Here is a 17,037-nt window from a genome sequence, read left to right on the forward strand (position 1 = left end):
CACCGGTCAGTGCGGGGATCGAGGCCAGCGGCTCGGGAGTCTCGTTCGCCGACGACGACGACGCAGCCGGGCTCGACGTGTCAGTCGTGCTCGAGGCCGAGCAGGCGGCGAGCGAGAACGTGAGGAGGCCGGCGGCAGCGAGCCCGATCGTGGCCTTCGTGATGTGTCGCATGATGATGCCTTCTTCCCTGTGAGTCGTGTCCGTGATTGCAGACACTGATGCTTCGGCACCGGGAGGGAATCGGTTTGGTCTACGACGTCAGCCGCACCCCACCGGTCTGCACGCCGGGGTGCTCGCGCTCGAGCGCCGCGCCCTCCATATCGACGTTCGGCAGCACCCGGTCGAGCCACCGCGGCAGCCACCAGGCGGATCGGCCGAGCAGGTGCATGAGGGCCGGCATGAGCAGCATCCGCACCACGAACGCATCCAGCAGCACGCCGAACGCGAGGCCGAAGCCGATCGAGCGGATGATGGTCGACTCGGAGAAGATGAAGCCGCCGAACACCGACACCATGATGAGCGCCGCCGCGATCACGACCGAGCGTCCGGCCCGGAAGCCCTGCGCCACGGCGAGCCGGGCGGGTGATCCGTGCACGTACGCCTCGCGCATGCCGGAGGCGAGGAACAGCTGGTAGTCCATCGCGAGCCCGAACAGGATGCCGACGAGGATGACCGGCAGGAAGCTCAGGATGGGCCCGGTGCTGTGCAGTCCGATGATCGACGCCCCCCAACCGAACTGGAACACCGACACGATGAGTCCGTAGGTCGCGAACAGCGAGAGCACGAAGCCACCGGTGGCGATGAGCGGCACGAGGAGAGAGCGGAACACCACCACCATGATGATGAGCGAGAGCCCCACCACCACCACGAGGTAGATCGGCAGCACGTCGGCGAGCGCCTCGGAGATGTCGATGTTGATGGCCGCCTGGCCCGCGACTCCGAGCACGATGTCGCCGTTCACGGGCTCCATGGCGCGGAGGTCCTGCACGAGCTTCTCGGTCGTGACGCTGTTGGGCCCCTCCTCGGGCAGCACCTGGAATGCGAGCAGCGTGCCGTCGTCTGAGGCGGCGATCGGGGCGACGGCCGCCACGTCGGGCTGCTCGGCGATGGCCGAGGCGACGGCGGCCTGGGTGGCCAGCAGCTCGTCGTCGTCGATGGCGGCGGGCAGGGTGGCGGTCACGAGCAGCGGTCCGTTGGCTCCCGCGCCGAAGGTCTCGTCGACGATCTGGAACGCACGGTAGCTCGTGGAGTCGCTCGGCTCGCTCGAGCCGTCCGGCAGCCCGAGCCGCATCGAGAGGGCGGGGATGGCGACGATGAGCAGCGCCACAACCGACACGAGCACGGTGACCACGGCGCGCACGGTCGACATGGTCTTCACGGGCTTCTCGCCGGCGTGCTTGTGGCCGATGATGCCGCGGGTCCTCCGGCGCAGCAGCCGCTCGCCGATGAGGCTGAGGAGGGCGGGCGCGAACGTGATCGCCACGAGCACGGCCACCGCCACGCACACCGCGCCGACCGTTCCCATGAGGCCGAGGAACGGCACGCCCGTGACATTGAGGGCGAGCAGTGCCACGATCACGGTCGACCCCGCGAACACCACGGCGGTGCCCGAGGTGCCGGTCGCGAGCCCGATCGACTCGCGCACGGGCACGCCCTCGATGAGCTGCTTGCGGTGCCGGTTGACGATGAAGAGCGAGTAGTCGATGCCCACCGCGAGCCCCAGCATCACGCCGAGCACCGGGGTCACGGATGCCATGTCGACGACGCCGGAGAAGGCGAGCGACGCCGTGACACCGACTCCCACCCCCACGATGGCGGTCACGATCGGCAGCGACGCCGCGATGAGCGAGCCGAGCATGACGATGAGCACGATCGCTGCGAAGACGAGGCCCACGACCTCACCCACCCCGAAGATCTCGGGCACGCCCTGGGCGATGTCGGTGCCGAAGTCGACCGTCGTGCCCTCGACCGGGTTCTCCTCGAAGTGCGCGATGGTGGCCTGCTTGACCTCCTCGGAGAGCTCCAGCCGGGGGTCGACGAACGAGACGTTGACGATGGCGGTCGTCCCGTCGTCCGACACCACGCCGATGCCGTCGGCGAGGCCGAGGAGGGTGGTGCCGAGCTCGAGCTGCTCGTCGCCCGCCGCGAGCTCGGCGCGCGAGGCGTCGAGGGTGGCCTGCTGCTCGTCGAGGGTCGCGAGCTGGGCCGCGAGGGCGGCCTGCTGCTCTGCCGGGGCCCCCGCTGCTGCCGCCTCCGCCACCGCGGCGTCGAGCTGGGCACGACCCGCGTCGAGCTGCGCCTGCCCGGCGTCGAGCTGCGCGCGACCGGCATCGGCCTGGGCGCGGCCGGCGTCGAGCTGTGCGGCCTGGGCGGCCTGCTGGGCCTCGGCGTCGAAGGGATCGATGACCGCGGCGACCCCGTCGAGGTCGCGCGCGCTCGTGGCCGCGTCGGTGATGGCCTCTTTCTGCTCGTCGGTGAAGGGCTCGCCGTCGATCGTGCGGTAGACGACCGTTCCGGTCCCGCCCGCGGTGTCAGGGAGCTTCTCGGCGAGCGCGTCGGTGACCGCGCCGGAGGCCGTGCCCGGGATGTCGAAGCTGTTGCTGAGGGTGCCGCCGACGGCGAAGAACGCCCCCACGGAGATCCCGAGGATCACGACCCAGGCGACGATCACGGGCCAGGCCCGGCGGGCGGCGAACGAACCAAGACGGTACAGCAGGGAAGCCACGGGATCTCCTTCAGACCTGCTTGAGCATACGCGACGTCTCGTCTAGAGACTGGGGGTAGCCTGAGGGGGTGAACGAGCAGGCATCAGGGCACCGCGCGGGGCCGGTGCGAAGCGCTGCCGCTCGCGACGCCATCCTCGCCGCCACCGCTCGGCTCTTCCAGGGCCAGGGCTACGATCACCTCACGATCGAGGGCATCGCCAAGGAGGCGGGGGTCGGCAAGCAGACCATCTACCGTTGGTGGCCGAGCCGGGGAGCCCTCATCGCCGAGTGCCTCACCGACGGCCGACTCATCCCGATCGACTTCGACGTGCCGTACTCCGGCGACCTGCTGCGCGATGTCGAGGAGTGGCTGGGCTCGGTGCTCGCCATCCTCGAGACTCCGCACGGCGCCATGCTGCTGCGCTCCCTCGTCGCGGCCGCGGCGGAGGACGCGGAGGTGGGTGACCACCTCAGCGCGAGCCTCGGCGTCGATCGCCACCTGGCTGAGCGCCTGGCCGCCGGCATCCGCGACGGCCAGCTCGCCGCCGACGCCCCCGTCGAGCTGCTCGGTCACGCCGTGCTCGGCACCATCATCGTGCAGAGCCTCACCCGGCGCCCCGACGTGGCCGGCGCCCTCCGCGAGCTCGTGCGCTACCTGGTGGCCGCGCGGTGAGCAGCCGTGCGGGCCGGCGGGAGCGCAGCGTGCTCGTGCGGGCGCTCCGGCTGTGGCGCACCCGGAACCCGCAGACCTTCACCGAGAAGGTGCGCTACAAGATGCTGCGTGACCACCGGCCTCTGCTCGTGACCTTCGCCGACAAGGCCGCGGTGCGCGATCACGTGGCCGAGCGGATCGGGGCGGAGCACCTCCCGCGGGCATTCGCGGTGATCGACGACCCGGCCGCGCTGCTGCGGCTCGAGCTCCCGGAGCGCTACGTCGTGAAGCCCACCCACGGCAGTGGGGCGGCCATCGTGGTGAGTCCGGAGGCACCCGCCGACGCCGAGCTGCCGCCCGCGCGGTGGAGCTGGGTCTACCGGCACGTGCGTCCGGAGGCGGCGCGCCCCGAGCTGCTCGTCGGGATCGCCGAGCACTGGGCGACCCAGCTCTACGGTCAGGGCCCCAACCGCGAGTGGGCCTACGGCCGTGTGCGGCCGAGGGTGATCGTGGAGGAGATGCTCGAGGGTGCGGACGGCGGCATCCCCGATGACGTCAAGTTCTTCGTCTTCCACGGCCGGTGCCACTTCATCCAGGTCGATGCCGGCCGCTTCGAGGGGCGCACGCAGGACTTCCACCGGCCCGACTGGGAGCACCTCCCGCTCAGCGGTGGCCCGCCGTGGATCGATCCGCCGCGGCCCCGCCCCGACCGGCTCGACGAGATGGTCGCCCTCGCCGAGCGGCTCGGGGAGGGCACCGACTTCGTGCGGGTCGACCTCTACCTGCTGCCCGACCGCATCGTCTTCGGTGAGCTCACGAGCTACCCCGCCGGCGGCGACAGCCCGTTCGAGCCCGCGAGCTTCGACGCCGAGTTCGGCCGGCCCTGGACGGTGCCTCGCCGCTACCGCTGACGGCGATGCCGGTGCGGGTGCGGCCCTGGACGACGGATGCCCCGCCCGGTACGAGACCGGACGGGGCATCCAGGTGCAGGATCAGGCCCGCACTATCGGGCCCGCAGGATCAGGCGCGACGGCCCTTGCGGCCGAAGATGAGGCCGTAGATCAGCAGCACGATGATCGAGCCGCCGATGGCGAGGAGCCAGGTCTGGATCGACCAGAACTCCTCGAGGTTCGCGTTGAAGAGCAGGCCGCCGAGCCAGCCGCCGAGGAGCGCTCCGATGACGCCGAGGATGAGGGTGATGAACCACCCTCCGGCCTGCTTGCCGGGGATGATCAGCTTGGCGATGGCGCCGGCGATCAGGCCGAGGATGAGGAAGGCGATGAAGCTCATTGCTGTGTGTCCGTTTCTGTAGGGTGCGGGTTGGAGCCTGGCCCGATCCGTGCGATCCGGCAACGGGTCGGCCCCATATTGCATCGCGGCCCCGGATGTGCTGCAGTGCGACGACCGTCAGCTCGCGAGCACTGCGAGCTCGGCGAGCACCCTCGGGTCGGCCAGCACACGGAAGTGACCCCCCGTCGCCAGCTCCACGTTCTTGGCCCCCGGCAGGGCGCTGCCACCCGGGATGTGCGGATCGAAGCGGCCGTAGACCGAGACGATCCGCGAGTTGACCGACTGCCGGTGCGACAGCTCCACGAGAGTGGCGTCGCCCGGGCGGAAGATGCGCAGGCTCGGCGCGAGCATGAAGCGCGCGTAGACCGAACCGCCGAAGGGGGTCGCGACCGCGAGCATCGACTCGATGCGCTCCGCCGACGACCCGAGCGACATCGCGTACTTGCCCACGAGCCCGCCCTTGCTGTGCGCCACGAGCACGACGCCCGAGAGGTCGTGCTCGTCGAGGTAGTCGGCCACGTGCCCGGCGGCATCCGGAACGGGGCGGTTGTTCCAGCGGAGCGGCCCGATCACGTGCACCGGATGTCCGCGGTCGTGCAGGGCGGCGATGAGCGGCTGCAGGAAGCGCCAGGTCTCATAGACCCCTGGCACGACCACGATGGGGGTGCGGTCGCCGTCGTGGAACGAGTCCGGATCGGATCGGCTGAGCACGGCACGCACCTGCCAGTGCACGGCGTAGGCGTAGTCGCGCGCCCACCAACCCGCGATCCGCAACCGGTCGGCGAGACCGTGCGGGTGCCAGCGCGCGGTCTCGGTCATGTGCCGGTCGCCCTCGCGGCGGCTCCCGCACCGAGCGACAGCACCGCGGAGGCGACCGCGCGCGGAGCGGTGTGCTGCACGACGTGGTGATGGCCGGGCACGACCGCGAGCCTGCCGTCGGCGGCGCGGTCGCGGAGGCGCCGGCACCACGCGATCCCGGCGATCGGATCGAGGCCACCGCGCATCACCAGCAGCGGGACCGCCAGGTCGGCCACCCGGCGCTCGATCGGGTAGGTCAGCATGGGCCGGGACTGCCGGAGGAACCACGCGGGACCGCAGCGCAGGTAGTCGAGGAGCACCACGACGTCGACGTCGGGCGGTTCCACGAGGATGTCGATGCCGAGGGCGAGGGCCTGCGCCGGGAGGCTCCGATGCCGGTCGTCGGCGACGGGGCCGATGATCACCACCCCGGTGGCGCGATCCGGTCGCTGCACGGCGAGCTCGACCACCCACTGAGCCCCCATGGAGTGACCGAGCAGCACGCCGGCCGGAACCCCGAGGAGGTCGAGCGCCGCCCCGAGCGCCTTCGCCATCTCGGCCACGGAGGGCGAATGGCCGGGCTTCGGGAGGCCACCGAACCCGGGGAGGTCGATGGAGTGCACCTCACCGTGCAGCGCGAGCTCGGCGTGCAGCCGGGAGAGATAGCGGTGCGAGGCCCCGATGCCGTGCACGAGCACGTGCACGGGATGCGCCGCGGCGCCCACCTGGTCGCCCCTCGTGGGCGGTGGTGCCGTGCTGAATGCCCGGAACTCCATCTCGCCCACCGTCACGCTGCGTTCGAGCGTCGTGGGGGGCTGTCGTCGTTCCGGCATTCTGCTCCTCGGGCTGCGGGCCCGAAGCGGGCCCTCTGCCAGCATGGGCTGTTTCGCCCGGCACCGCTCGCCCTGTGCGGGGCCTGCCGACACCTCAGCCGATCCGGCGCCCCTCCAGAGCAGCCTGCAGGATGCCCTCGAGGTCGCGTTCGTGCACCGGCCGCGGGTTGCTCGGCGGCACGAGTGGAAGGATGAGCCCGGCGCTCTCGGGGATGCTCTCGGCGCGGTAGCCCACGTCGGCGAGCGCGCGCGTGGCGGGGATCGAGGCGTAGAGGGAGTCGAGGCCCCTCACCGCGCTCGAGGCGCCGAGCGCCCGGGCGATCCGCTCCTCGGCCTCGGCCGAGGCCCCCACGTTGAAGGCGAGCACCTGCGGCAGCACCGCCGAGTGCGTCTGTGCGTGAGGCAGGTCGTAGGCGCCGCCGAGCACGTGGCAGATCTTGTGGTGGAGGCCCGAGCCCGCCGAGGCGAAGGCGACCGCCGAGACGTATGCCCCGTAGAGCATGCGCTCACGGGCCGGCACGTCTCCGACGTCGGCGACGATGGCCGGGAGCGCCGCGGCGACCTCGCGGATGCCCTCCTCGGCGAGTGCCCGGTTGAGCGGATCGGAGTTCGGCGCCCACATCGAGTCGATGCAGTGCGCGATGGCGTTGAGGCCCGAGGCCACCGAGAGCTCGACGGGAAGGCTCAGCGTGAGCGCGGCGTCGTAGATCACGACAGCCGGGAGCACGACGTCGTCGACCCCCGTGGTCTTCCGTGAATCGGTCGTGAGGCCCCAGACGTTCGTGGCCTCGGATCCGGCGTAGGTGGTGGGCACGGCCACGATCGGCAGCCGCTCGGTGAGCGCGATGGCCTTCGCGAGCCCCGTGGTCGAGCCACCGCCCACCGACACCACGAGGTCGATCCCGGCGTCGCGCGCGGCGGCCCGCGCGCGCTCGGCGTGGGCGATGGGCACGTGCGGCGCCACGTCGTCCCAGAGCAGCGCCACCTCGATGCCGGCGGCGATGCTGCGGGCGAGCTCGGCCTCGGAGGGTGCCCCGATCACCATGACGGCCTGCGCACCCCTCTCGGCGACCTCGGCGGCGAGCGCCGCGGCGGCGCCTGCGGAACCGAAGCGCACGCGCTGGGGCAGAGTGCGGTGGTCGAACTTCATGGTGTCTCCTCGTGGTCGCGCAGCCGGTTCAGGAACACACGGGCGTCGGCGGCCGCCCGCTCGGTGATGCCGTGCTCGTCGCCCGGCTCGACGAGGACGTCGGCCTGCGCTCCGGCGAGCGCGAGCAGCCTGGTCGTGTCGGCGACCCGGAAGGCGGGCACCCACGGGTCGTGGTCGATCGAGCGCAGCAGCACGGGCACGCCCCGCCGGAGGGTGCCCACGCGCTCGGCGACGGTCTCGGGGGTGAGCGGATCGGCGCCGACGTAGCCGCCCGTGAAGAGCACGGCACCGACGATGGGCACGTTCCGCGTGAGCAGGAAGTGCGACAGGGTGCAGGCCCCCTGCGAGAAGCCGAGCAGCGCCACCCGGTCGAAACCGGCGGCGTGCGCCGCAGCCACGCTCGCCTCGACCACGTCGAGCGCCCGCTCGAGGTGCTCGGCGTTCTCGGGCGAGGGGTCGAGGAAGGGATGCGGATACCAGGAGTTGCCCGCGGCCTCCGGTGCGAACCAGCGGAGGCCCTGCACACCGAGCCGCTCCGACAGCCCGCGCACGAACGGCACGTCCTGGGTGCGGCCGTGCAGCCCCACCACGGCGAGCGCCTGAGGGTCACTCGCCTCGGCGTCGCCCCAGACCTGCGGTTCCACAGTCGTCCCTGTCATCCGATCATCCCTTCCTCGTCACCCGACCCGCACGGTGCTCGTCGTGCTCAGTGCTCGTCGTGCTCAGTGCTCGTCGTGCTCAGTCCTCGTCGCGCAGCGGCTCGAGGCGGGCCATGATCGACTCGCGCTCGTGCTCGAAGAACGGCGGCAGCATGAAGGCGCGGCCGAGCTCCTCGGGCGACTCGTCGCAGTCCCAGCCGCCCTCGTTGTGCGTCACGGCGAGCTCGAACAGCGCGCCACCCGGGGTGCGCACGTAGTGCGACTTGAAGTAGGTGCGGTCCTTGAGCTCCGAGATGTCGGTGTAGCCGGCGCCCTCGATGTCGAACTTCACCTCGTTCTGGTTCTCGAGGTTGTCGAGGTTCCAGGCGAAGTGGTGGTAGGCGCCGGAGCCGTAGCGCCAGGTGCCCTGCTCGTCGGTGCGGTTGCCGGTGAGCTCGATGAAGTTGCCCACGTCGGCGGTGCCCACGCGGTAACGGGCGCGGTCGCCCTCCTCCTCCACGGAACCCTCGGCGAAGAAGGCCTCCTGGCCGAACTCCACCATGCGGTCCTGGTCGAACACGTGGATGCCGACGCCGTAGATGCCGTGGATGGCGTTCTCGATGCCCACACCGTTGCCGGTGAAGCCCTCGCGGGGGTCGCCCTCCACCTCGATCAGCACGTACTCGATGCCGGAGGGGTGCCGGAGGTTGAGCCGACGGCCGCCGAACACGTCCTCGAACGTGCTCTCCACGTCGTGCTCCTTGAGCCGCTTCGACCAGAACTCGAGCGAACCGGTGGGCACCGAGAGCAGCACCTCGCGGGCCTGGTTGGTGCCGCGGATGCCGTAGAGGCCGGCCTGCGCCCACGGGAAGGTGGTGATCACGGCGGACGGATCGCCGTTGGCGTTCGAGTAGTAGAGGTGGTACACCGGCGTGCCGCCGTCGTAGAGCACCGTCTTCTTGATGAAACGCAGGCCGAGGACCCGCGTGTGGAAGTCGACATCCTCCTGCGCATGCCCTACCGAGAGGGTCACGTGGTGGGAACCGGCGACATACGTCATTGTTATCTCCTTGTTGGTCGTCTACTGCGGATGCCCGATGCTTTACTCCGTCGGGGCGGAGGGTTCTCTGTAGACCGCGTTCCGGTCGACCTCGCGGTAGACCGTCGGCGCGACGGGGTGCTCGATCTCCTCGGCGAGGTGACCGAGGAGGCCGGCGGTGCGAGCGAGCAGCGCGAAGCCGCGCAGGAGCTCGACCGGCAGACCGGCGTCGGCGAGGGCGGCGCCGGCGACGCCGGCTCCGTTCAGCGGGAGGGTGCGGCCGAGGACGTCGGGGTGCACACGGCCGACGGCCTCGAACAGCTCCAGATAGGGGCCCTTGACCCCGGCCTCGGCGGCGATCCCGATGATCACGGGGGTGCGGGGGTCGCCCTGCTTGTGCACCGGATGACCGAGCCCTGGCACCTTGCCGCCGGTCGCAGCCGTCGCGGTGATCGCGGCACGAGCCGCGTCGTCCCAGTCGGCGCTGGTGAAGGCGCTCGTGTCGCCGAGGGTCGACAGCACGCCTTGGAGGTAGAGCCCCGTGTCCTCGGTCACGCCGAGGAAGCGGGATCCGCCGCCCAGGAGGCCCGCCGCGAGGGCGCCCTGCAGCGAGTCGGGAGCGCTGTAGTAGGTCAGGCGCGCGGCGATCGCGGTGGGGGTGAAGCCGTGGTCGGCGAGCGAGACGAGCACCGCCTCGAACACGCGGAGCTGACCGGGCGTGGGACGACGGCGGGCCACCAGGAGGTAGGCGAGCTCGCCGAAGCCGATCTGCCCGATGAGGTCGCCGGCCAGGTCGTGGCCGAGGAGCGAGATGGAGTCGGCGTCGCTCGTGCCGATGCTCGTGGGGTACTCGGGCCGGTCGGGGCGGTCGTGGTCGGGCTGGTCGCGGTCGGGGCGTTCAGGCATGAGGGGCCACCTCCTCGGTCAGCCAGGCGCGCACGGCGTCGTCGTGCTCGCCGAGGGCGGGTGGCGCAGCCGCGTGGCGCGCCGGGGTGCGCGAGAACGCGATGGGGTTGCGGATGACGGGCACGGCCCGCTCGCCGTCGCCCACGGTCACGACCGGATCGAGACCGAGGCGCTCGGCGAGGGCGATCCCGCCGTCGATCGTGTTGATGGGCCCGCACGGCACACCGGCCGCGGTGAGCCGCTCGAACCAGTCGGCGACGGTGCGCTCGGCGAGGGCCCCGACGAGCAGCGGCCGGAGCTCGGCACGGTTGCGGTTGCGGTCCTCGGTGCGGGCGAAACGAGGGTCGTCGGCGAGCGCGGGAAGACCGAGGGCGGTGGCGAGCCGGCCGAACTGGCCATCGTTGGCGGCCACGACGATGAGCTCGCCATCCTGGGCCGGCAGCGGCTCGTAGGGGAACAGGCTCGGATGCGCGTTGCCCATGCGGAACGGCACGGTGCCGGCCGCCACCACGGTCGAACTGTGGTTCGCCATGGCCGCGAGAGCCGTGGAGAGCAGGTTGACCTCGACATGCTGGCCCTCGCCGTGCTGGCCCTCGCCGTGCCGCCCGTCGCCGTGCTCGCGACCGCCGGTGCTGTCGCGATGGCGGAGGGCGGCGAGGATGCCGACGACCGCGTTCATGCCGGTCATCACGTCGAACACCGAGACGCCGCTGCGGTAGGCGGGGCCGTCGGCGTCGCCCGTGAGACTCATGAGGCCCGAGGCGGCCTGCACGATGAGGTCGTAGCCGGGGAGGGCGGCGCCGCCCTCGGTGCCGAAGCCGCTGATGGAGGCGTAGACGACTCCCGGGTTGGTGGCGGCCACGGAGTCGTAGTCGAGGCCGAAGCGGGCGAGGCCGCCCGGCCTGAAGTTCTCGATCACCACGTCGGCCCTCCGCGCGAGCTCTTGGGCGAGGGCGCGATCGGAGTCGTCGCCGAAGTCGAGCACCACGCTGCTCTTGCCGCGGTTGACGCCGAGGTAGTAGGTGGAGACGCCGTCGCGCTCGGGCGGGGCCCAGGATCGGGTCTCGTCGCCGGCCGGACTCTCGACCTTCACCACGTGCGCGCCGAGGTCGGCGAGCAGCTGGGTGGCGTAGGGGCCCGCGAGCACGCGGGAGAAGTCGGCGACCAGGATGCCGTCGAGAGCCCCGGGCGCAGGGGCACCACCCTCCCCGGGCAGGCCGGGCCGGCTGTCCTGCGCGGTCACCGTCGCCTCCCCAGACGCGTGAGCTCGAGGTCGGCCCCGATGGCGTCGGCCGCCGCCACGAGGGCGGGCGCGAAGTCGGCTTCGATCCGCTCGATCGTGGCCGCGCCGACCGTGGTCGAGACGTTGATGGCGGCGACCACGCGGCCGTTCCGGCGCACCGGCGCGGCGATCGAGCGGAGCCCCACCTCGAGCTCCTGGTCGACGGCGGCCCAGCCGCGCTCGCGAACCACAGCGATCTCGGTGCGCAGCACCTCGCGATCCGTGAGCGTCCTCGGCGTGAGGCCCACGGGCTGCACGGCGTCGAGCAGTCGGTCGAGCTCGGGCTCGGGAAGGCTCGCGAGCAGCACGCGGCCCATGGAGGTCGCGTAGGCGGGAAAGCGCGTGCCGACGGTGATGGCCACCGCCATGATGCGCCGGACGGGCACGCGGGCCACGTAGACGATGTCGCCGCCGTCGAGCACCGAGGCCGAGGTCGACTCGCCGAGCTCGTGGGCGAGCTGCTCGAGGTGCGGCTGCGCGACCTCGGGCAGGGTGAGCGCGCTGAGGTAGCCGAAGCCGAGCTCGAGCACGCGGGGAGTGAGCGAGAACTGCTTGCCGTCGGTGCGCACGTAGCCGAGCTCCACGAGGGTGAGGAGGAACCGGCGGGCGGTGGCCCGCGTGAGTCCGGTGCCCCGAGCGACGTCGCTGAGCGTCTGCACGGGCAGCTCGGCGGTGAACGCCTTGATCACCTCGAGGCCGCGCGCCAGCGACTGCACGAACTGCTCCCCCGGCACGCGCGCGCTCCCGTCACCCGCCGCCTCAGCCGCAGCGGCAGTGGCGCGGTCGGCACCGGCCGCCGCCTCCACGGCGCTCATCGCTCGAGCACCACGGCGAGGCCCTGGCCCACGCCGATGCAGATGGCGGCCACGGCGACCCCGCCGCCGCGCCGCGTGAGCTCGTGGGCGGCGTGGCCGATGATCCGGCCGCCGGATGCGCCGAGCGGGTGACCGATGGCGATCGCACCGCCGTGGATGTTGACCTTCGCGGGATCGAGCTCGGGCCACAGCTTCAGACACGCGAGCGACTGCGCGGCGAAGGCCTCGTTGAGCTCCACCACGTCGACGTCGGCCCAGGTCTTCCCCGCGTTCGCGAGCGCTCGGTTCGCGGCCTCGACGGGCCCGATGCCGAACATGTCCGGATCGACCGCCGCCATCCCGCGCCCGATGATGCGGGCGAGCGGCTCGGCGTCGATGGGCGCAGCCTCCGCCCCCACGATCACCATCGAGGCGCCGTCGTTCAGCGGCGACGCGTTGCCGGCGGTGATGGTGCCCTCGGGCCGGAACGCCGGCTTCAACCCGGCGAGCGACTCCACGGTCGAGTCGGGGCGGATGCCCTCGTCGCGGGTGAGGTCGACTCCGGGCACGGCGACGATCTCGCCGTCGTACATCCCGGCGTCCCAGGCGGCCGCGGCCGCCACGTGGCTCGCCGCAGCGAACTCGTCCTGCTCCTCGCGGGTGATGCCGTGCTTCTCGGCCAGGAGCTCGTTCGACTCGCCGAGGGAGATCGTCCACTCCTTCGGCATCCGCCTGTTGACGAGCCGCCAGCCGAGGGTCGTGGAGTGCAGGGTCTCGTTGCCGGCGGGGTAGGCGCGCTCGGGCTTCTGCAGCACCCACGGCGCCCGGCTCATCGACTCCACGCCGCCCGCGAGCACGAGGCGCGCGTCGCCGGACTCGATGGCACGGCTGGCATCCATGACGGCCTGCACGCTCGAACCGCAGAGCCGGTTGACGGTCACGCCGGGCACCGAGGTGGGGAGCCCGGCGAGCAGCACGGCCATGCGCGCCACGTCGCGGTTGTCCTCACCGGCCTGGTTGGCGGCTCCCGCCACGACGTCGTCGATGAGCGCGGGGTCGAGCTCCGGATGCCGGTCGAGCACACCGCGCACCACCGTCGCCAGCAGGTCGTCGGGCCGCACGCCCGCGAGAGCCTTGCCGAACCGGCCGAACGGCGTGCGCACGGCGTCGTAGACGAAACTCGCGGTCATGATCGCATCCCCTCGGTCTCGTCGCTGCCCGTCGCATCCCGCAGCCACAGCCCCGTGAGCTCCTGCAGCTCATCGAGGGTGGTGTCGCCGAAGAGCTCGCTCACGGCGAACCCGTCGGCGATCACATCGAACACCGCGCGGTCGGTGTAGACCCGGCTGACGCACGCGACGCCGGTCAGCGGATAGGTGCACGCTGCCACGAGCTTGGACGCACCGTCCCGAGTGAGCAGATCCGTCATCACCCACACGCTCTTCGCGCCGATCGCGAGGTCCATCGCGCCGCCGACCGCGGGGATCGCCCCGGGTGCACCGGTGTGCCAGTTCGCGAGGTCGCCGCGCTCGGAGACCTGGAAGGCGCCGAGCACGCAGATGTCGAGGTGTCCGCCGCGCATCATGCCGAACGAATCGGCGTGGTGGAAGTACGAGGCGCCCGGCAGCTCGGTCACGGGCTGCTTGCCCGCGTTCATGAGGTCGGGGTCGACGAGGCCGGGCTCGGGAGCCGGCCCCATGCCGAGCATCCCGTTCTCGGTGTGCAGGATGACCTCGAGCCCCGCGGGCAGCGCGTCGGCGATGAGAGTCGGTGCTCCGATGCCGAGGTTCACGATCGCGCCCTCGGGGATGTCCTGCGCGATCCGGGCCGCAAGGGCGCGACGGTCGAGGGCGCCGCGGTTCGGGGCGCTGGGGTTCGGGGCGCTGGGGTCGAGGCCGCTCATGCGGGTGCTCCCACGAACTCGCCGGCGCGGAGCCAGGGCCGCTCCCCCACCTCGACGACGCGGTCGACGAAGATGCCCGGAGTCACGACGGCCTCGGGGTCGAGGGCGCCGAGTTCCACGACCTCGTCGACCTGCACGACGGTGGTGCGCGCCGCCGCGGCCATCAGCGGGCCGAAGTTGCGCGCGGTGCGGCGGTAGACGAGGTTGCCCCACCGGTCGGCCCGATAGGCCGAGATGAGCGCGACGTCGGCCCGCAGCGGGTACTCGAGGATGTAGTCGCGCCCGTCGATGGTGCGGGCCTCCTTGCCTTCGGACACGGTGGTGCCGACGCCGGTGGGCGTGAAGAACGCGCCGATCCCGGCTCCGGCGGCACGGATGCGCTCGGCGAGGTTCCCCTGCGGCACGAGTTCGAGCTCCACCTCGCCGGCGCGGTAGGCGGCGTCGAAGGCGTGCGAATCGGCCTGGCGGGGGAAGGAGCACACGACGCGGCGCACCCGGCCGGCGGTGATGAGGGCCGCGATGCCGGTGTCGCCGTTGCCGGCGTTGTTGCTCACGATCGTGAGATCCGAGGCGCCCTGGGCGATGAGGGCGTCGATGAGCTCCACAGGCTGGCCGGCGGCGCCGAAGCCGCCGATCATGACGGTCGCGCCGTCGCCCACGTCGGCGATCGCCTCGCTCGCATCGGCTCTCAGCTTTGAGATCACAGCCACCTCGAAGTGTTCGTCATGCGAACACTCGTACGCATGTTGACAACATAGTTATACACGTTGCAACAAAAATCAAGAGTGGTCACGAATCCCGGCGCCCGGGTAGCGCCATCGGTCCAATCCCCGCGCCAGCCACACGACGACCCTGTTCGGCAGTCGCCGCCTGCAGCAGCGCGCTCAGGCGAGAAGGGCGTGCACGGCCGTCGCGATCGCGAAGATGCCGACGCCGGCGATGGCGCCGACCACGGTGCCGTTGATGCGGATGAACTGCAGGTCGCGGCCCACCTGCAGCTCGATCTTCTCGGTGGTCTCGCGGGCGTCCCAGCGCTTCACCGTGTCGCTGATCACCGAGGCGAGATCGTGCCGGTACTTCTGCACCGCGTACCCCGCCGCATCGGCGATCCAGGCGTCGATCTTGGCCGCGAGCGTGCGATCGCCCGAGAGCCGCACGCCGAGGTCGACCAGCGTCGAGGTCACCGACGACCGCAGCGGGCTCGCAGGGTCGGCCAGCGACTCCCCGAGGGTCGTCTTGACCGCCTCCCAGAGCTGACCGGCAAAGGAGCGCAGCCGTGGACTCTCGAGGAACTCGGCCTTCATCTCCTCGACCCGCTCGCCCATCTCGGGGTCGTGCTGCAGCCGATCCGTGAGGTCGACCAGGTAGCCGTCGATCGCCACCCGCAGCGGATGCTCGGGATCCTCGCGCACCGCGTTCAGCACGCCGATCAGCTCCCGGTGGGCGCGCTCGTCGGCGAGGTCGCGCGCGAAACCGGGAACCCAGCGCGGCAGGCGGCCGGAGACGGCCTCGCCGAGCGCATCCGGATGCGCCGTCAGCCAGGTCTCCGCCGCATCGACGAGGGCGTCGACGATGGCGCGCTGCTGGTCGGCGGCCACGAGCTCGGCCCCCACCCGGCCGAGCGCGGGCGCCCACTCGCGGTCGAACAGGTGCTCGCGGGCGAGCCGCTCGATGAGGGTCTCGACGTCGTCGTCGCCGAGGAAGCGGAGCAGGCCCTGCGCCATCACGGCGCCCTCGGAGCTCGCGCGCTCCGCGTTCACCGGATCGGAGAGCCAGGCCCCCAGCCGGTCGGCCACGCTGAAGGTGGCGAGCTTGCTGCGCACCACCTCGTCGGAGAGGAAGTTCTGCTCCACGAATTCGCCGAGGCTCTCGCCGATCTCGTCTTTGCGGTTCGGGATGATCGCCGTGTGCGGGATGCGCAAGCCGAGCGGATGCCGGAACAGCGCAGTCACCGCGAACCAGTCCGCGAGGGCGCCCACCATCGCGCCCTCGGCCGCGGCCCGCACGAAGGCCAGCCACGGGTACCGATCCTGGAGAGCGAAGGCGACCGCGAACACGATCGCCGAGAGCACGAGGAGCGAGGTCGCGATCAGCTTCATGCGCCGGAGCCCGGCGCGGCGCTCGAGGTCGGCCTCGGTGAGGAGGGAGTCTCGCGTGGTGGTGGTCATCGTTCCCATCCTGGACCCCCGGCTCGTCGTCGGCGAGATGTCGTCACCGACTACAGCACGTCCTCGACCACAGCGAAGGTGCCGTCGGGGTCTTCGGGCTGCATGTCGTGGCGCACGCCCCGGATGCGGCGGACCTGCCAGCCGTGCTGCTGAAGCCGCGCGGCCAGGGGCGAGGAGAGGTGAGGTTCCGCCGATTCAGGTCAGGGCGAATCCGACGCCGGCTCCGGCGCCCGGTACTCGCACAGCAGATACCGCACCGCGGTTTCGCACAGCTCGTGCACGAACTGCGCATCGGTCTGGCCGTGCTCGGAGACGAAGTCTGATCCGTAGGCGATGTGGATCGCGATCGACGAGAACACGGTGCGGAAGCATGCATCCACGACGAAGCGGGCGTCGGCGTGCGGGATCTCGGTCGACCGGCGCTCCAGCAAGCGCGCGAACCGGTGGCCGAGCTCTCTCGTCCACTCCGATCCGTGCTGACGCACCGCCTCGTGAGAGCCCGAGAGCAGCACGATCGACCGCACGAATCCCGCCCGCTCCAAGAAGATGTCGGCCACCACGGTGACGGCCCGGCGCACCAGCTCGTCGATGGGCAGCGCGTCGAGGGTCATGGAATCGTCGAGTGCATCCTGCCCCACGGCCATCTCGGCCAGGGCGTTCTCGTAGACGGCGAGGAAGAGCGCGTCCTTGCCGGAGACCCGGGCGTAGATGGCGTCCACCGAGACACTCGCCTCGCGGCACACTGCACCGATGGTGAAGCCCTTATATCCGGATGTCTCCAGGATGCGTTCGCCGGCCTCGAGCACGCGGTTCCACGAGTCCCGCGACCGTGCCTGCTGGGGCGTGTTGAGCAGAACGGTCTTCGGTTCCATAGCCCC

Annotated in this window: 17 protein-coding genes; 2 read left to right on the forward strand and 15 right to left on the reverse strand. The window is 71.5% G+C overall.

Features of this window, described 5'->3' with window-relative positions:
• Positions 1 to 251 precede the first annotated feature (251 nt).
• On the reverse strand, positions 252 to 2,726 hold the full coding sequence (locus tag N1028_RS03115; protein WP_259525346.1) for an MMPL family transporter: 2,475 nt from the start codon (positions 2,724 to 2,726) through the stop codon (positions 252 to 254).
• 68 nt (positions 2,727 to 2,794) lie between these two features.
• On the opposite strand from N1028_RS03115, the gene N1028_RS03120 reads away from it, so the two are divergent.
• Both N1028_RS03120 and N1028_RS03125 read left to right on the forward strand, forming a co-directional pair.
• A complete protein-coding gene (locus tag N1028_RS03120; RefSeq protein ID WP_259525347.1) occupies positions 2,795 to 3,379 on the forward strand; it encodes a TetR/AcrR family transcriptional regulator in 585 nt (194 codons plus the stop codon).
• Positions 3,376 to 4,269: an ATP-grasp fold amidoligase family protein gene (locus N1028_RS03125; protein WP_259525348.1), complete on the forward strand. Its 894-nt coding sequence runs from the start codon at positions 3,376 to 3,378 to the stop codon at positions 4,267 to 4,269. The genes N1028_RS03120 and N1028_RS03125 overlap by 4 nt, the downstream gene beginning before the upstream one ends.
• A 109-nt stretch (positions 4,270 to 4,378) precedes the next feature.
• Here N1028_RS03125 and N1028_RS03130 read toward each other — a convergent pair whose 3' ends face one another.
• The 14 genes from N1028_RS03130 to N1028_RS03195 form a co-directional block, all read right to left on the reverse strand.
• A complete protein-coding gene (locus N1028_RS03130; RefSeq protein ID WP_259525349.1) occupies positions 4,379 to 4,648 on the reverse strand; it encodes a GlsB/YeaQ/YmgE family stress response membrane protein in 270 nt (89 codons plus the stop codon).
• Positions 4,649 to 4,765: 117 nt separating this feature from the next.
• Entirely contained in the window at positions 4,766 to 5,467 is a 702-nt protein-coding gene (locus N1028_RS03135) for an esterase/lipase family protein (protein WP_259525350.1), read from the reverse strand.
• Positions 5,464 to 6,279 (reverse strand): alpha/beta fold hydrolase, encoded by an 816-nt coding sequence (locus N1028_RS03140; RefSeq protein WP_259525355.1) that lies wholly within the window; start codon positions 6,277 to 6,279, stop codon positions 5,464 to 5,466. The genes N1028_RS03135 and N1028_RS03140 overlap by 4 nt, the downstream gene beginning before the upstream one ends.
• A 94-nt stretch (positions 6,280 to 6,373) precedes the next feature.
• On the reverse strand, positions 6,374 to 7,429 hold the full coding sequence (locus N1028_RS03145) for a maleylacetate reductase (RefSeq protein ID WP_259525357.1): 1,056 nt from the start codon (positions 7,427 to 7,429) through the stop codon (positions 6,374 to 6,376).
• Positions 7,426 to 8,088 (reverse strand): alpha/beta hydrolase, encoded by a 663-nt coding sequence (locus tag N1028_RS03150; RefSeq protein ID WP_259525358.1) that lies wholly within the window; start codon positions 8,086 to 8,088, stop codon positions 7,426 to 7,428. Before N1028_RS03150 ends, N1028_RS03145 begins: the two co-directional genes overlap by 4 nt.
• Before the next feature lie 79 nt (positions 8,089 to 8,167).
• On the reverse strand, positions 8,168 to 9,127 hold the full coding sequence (locus N1028_RS03155; RefSeq protein ID WP_259525361.1) for a VOC family protein: 960 nt from the start codon (positions 9,125 to 9,127) through the stop codon (positions 8,168 to 8,170).
• Between the two features lie 42 nt (positions 9,128 to 9,169).
• The gene (locus tag N1028_RS03160) at positions 9,170 to 10,012 is read right to left on the reverse strand and encodes a citryl-CoA lyase (protein WP_259525362.1); all 843 of its coding nucleotides are present in this window, start codon (positions 10,010 to 10,012) and stop codon (positions 9,170 to 9,172) included.
• Entirely contained in the window at positions 10,005 to 11,255 is a 1,251-nt protein-coding gene (locus tag N1028_RS03165) for a CaiB/BaiF CoA transferase family protein (RefSeq protein ID WP_259525363.1), read from the reverse strand. Before N1028_RS03165 ends, N1028_RS03160 begins: the two co-directional genes overlap by 8 nt.
• Complete coding sequence (locus N1028_RS03170; protein ID WP_259525364.1) at positions 11,252 to 12,109, reverse strand: IclR family transcriptional regulator domain-containing protein; 858 nt, start codon at positions 12,107 to 12,109, stop codon at positions 11,252 to 11,254. The genes N1028_RS03165 and N1028_RS03170 overlap by 4 nt, the downstream gene beginning before the upstream one ends.
• The gene (locus N1028_RS03175) at positions 12,106 to 13,278 is read right to left on the reverse strand and encodes a thiolase family protein (protein ID WP_259525365.1); all 1,173 of its coding nucleotides are present in this window, start codon (positions 13,276 to 13,278) and stop codon (positions 12,106 to 12,108) included. Before N1028_RS03175 ends, N1028_RS03170 begins: the two co-directional genes overlap by 4 nt.
• The gene (locus N1028_RS03180; protein WP_259525366.1) at positions 13,275 to 13,991 is read right to left on the reverse strand and encodes a 3-oxoacid CoA-transferase subunit B; all 717 of its coding nucleotides are present in this window, start codon (positions 13,989 to 13,991) and stop codon (positions 13,275 to 13,277) included. Before N1028_RS03180 ends, N1028_RS03175 begins: the two co-directional genes overlap by 4 nt.
• On the reverse strand, positions 13,988 to 14,695 hold the full coding sequence (locus N1028_RS03185; RefSeq protein WP_259525883.1) for a 3-oxoacid CoA-transferase subunit A: 708 nt from the start codon (positions 14,693 to 14,695) through the stop codon (positions 13,988 to 13,990). Before N1028_RS03185 ends, N1028_RS03180 begins: the two co-directional genes overlap by 4 nt.
• A gap of 180 nt (positions 14,696 to 14,875) precedes the next feature.
• Complete coding sequence (locus N1028_RS03190) at positions 14,876 to 16,159, reverse strand: DUF445 domain-containing protein (RefSeq protein WP_259525367.1); 1,284 nt, start codon at positions 16,157 to 16,159, stop codon at positions 14,876 to 14,878.
• 200 nt (positions 16,160 to 16,359) lie between these two features.
• Positions 16,360 to 17,031 (reverse strand): TetR/AcrR family transcriptional regulator, encoded by a 672-nt coding sequence (locus N1028_RS03195; protein WP_259525368.1) that lies wholly within the window; start codon positions 17,029 to 17,031, stop codon positions 16,360 to 16,362.
• Between the last annotated feature and the right edge of the window lie 6 nt (positions 17,032 to 17,037).

The sequence above is a fragment of the Herbiconiux oxytropis genome (assembly GCF_024979315.1).
GTDB classification, from domain to species: Bacteria; Actinomycetota; Actinomycetes; order Actinomycetales; family Microbacteriaceae; genus Herbiconiux; species Herbiconiux oxytropis.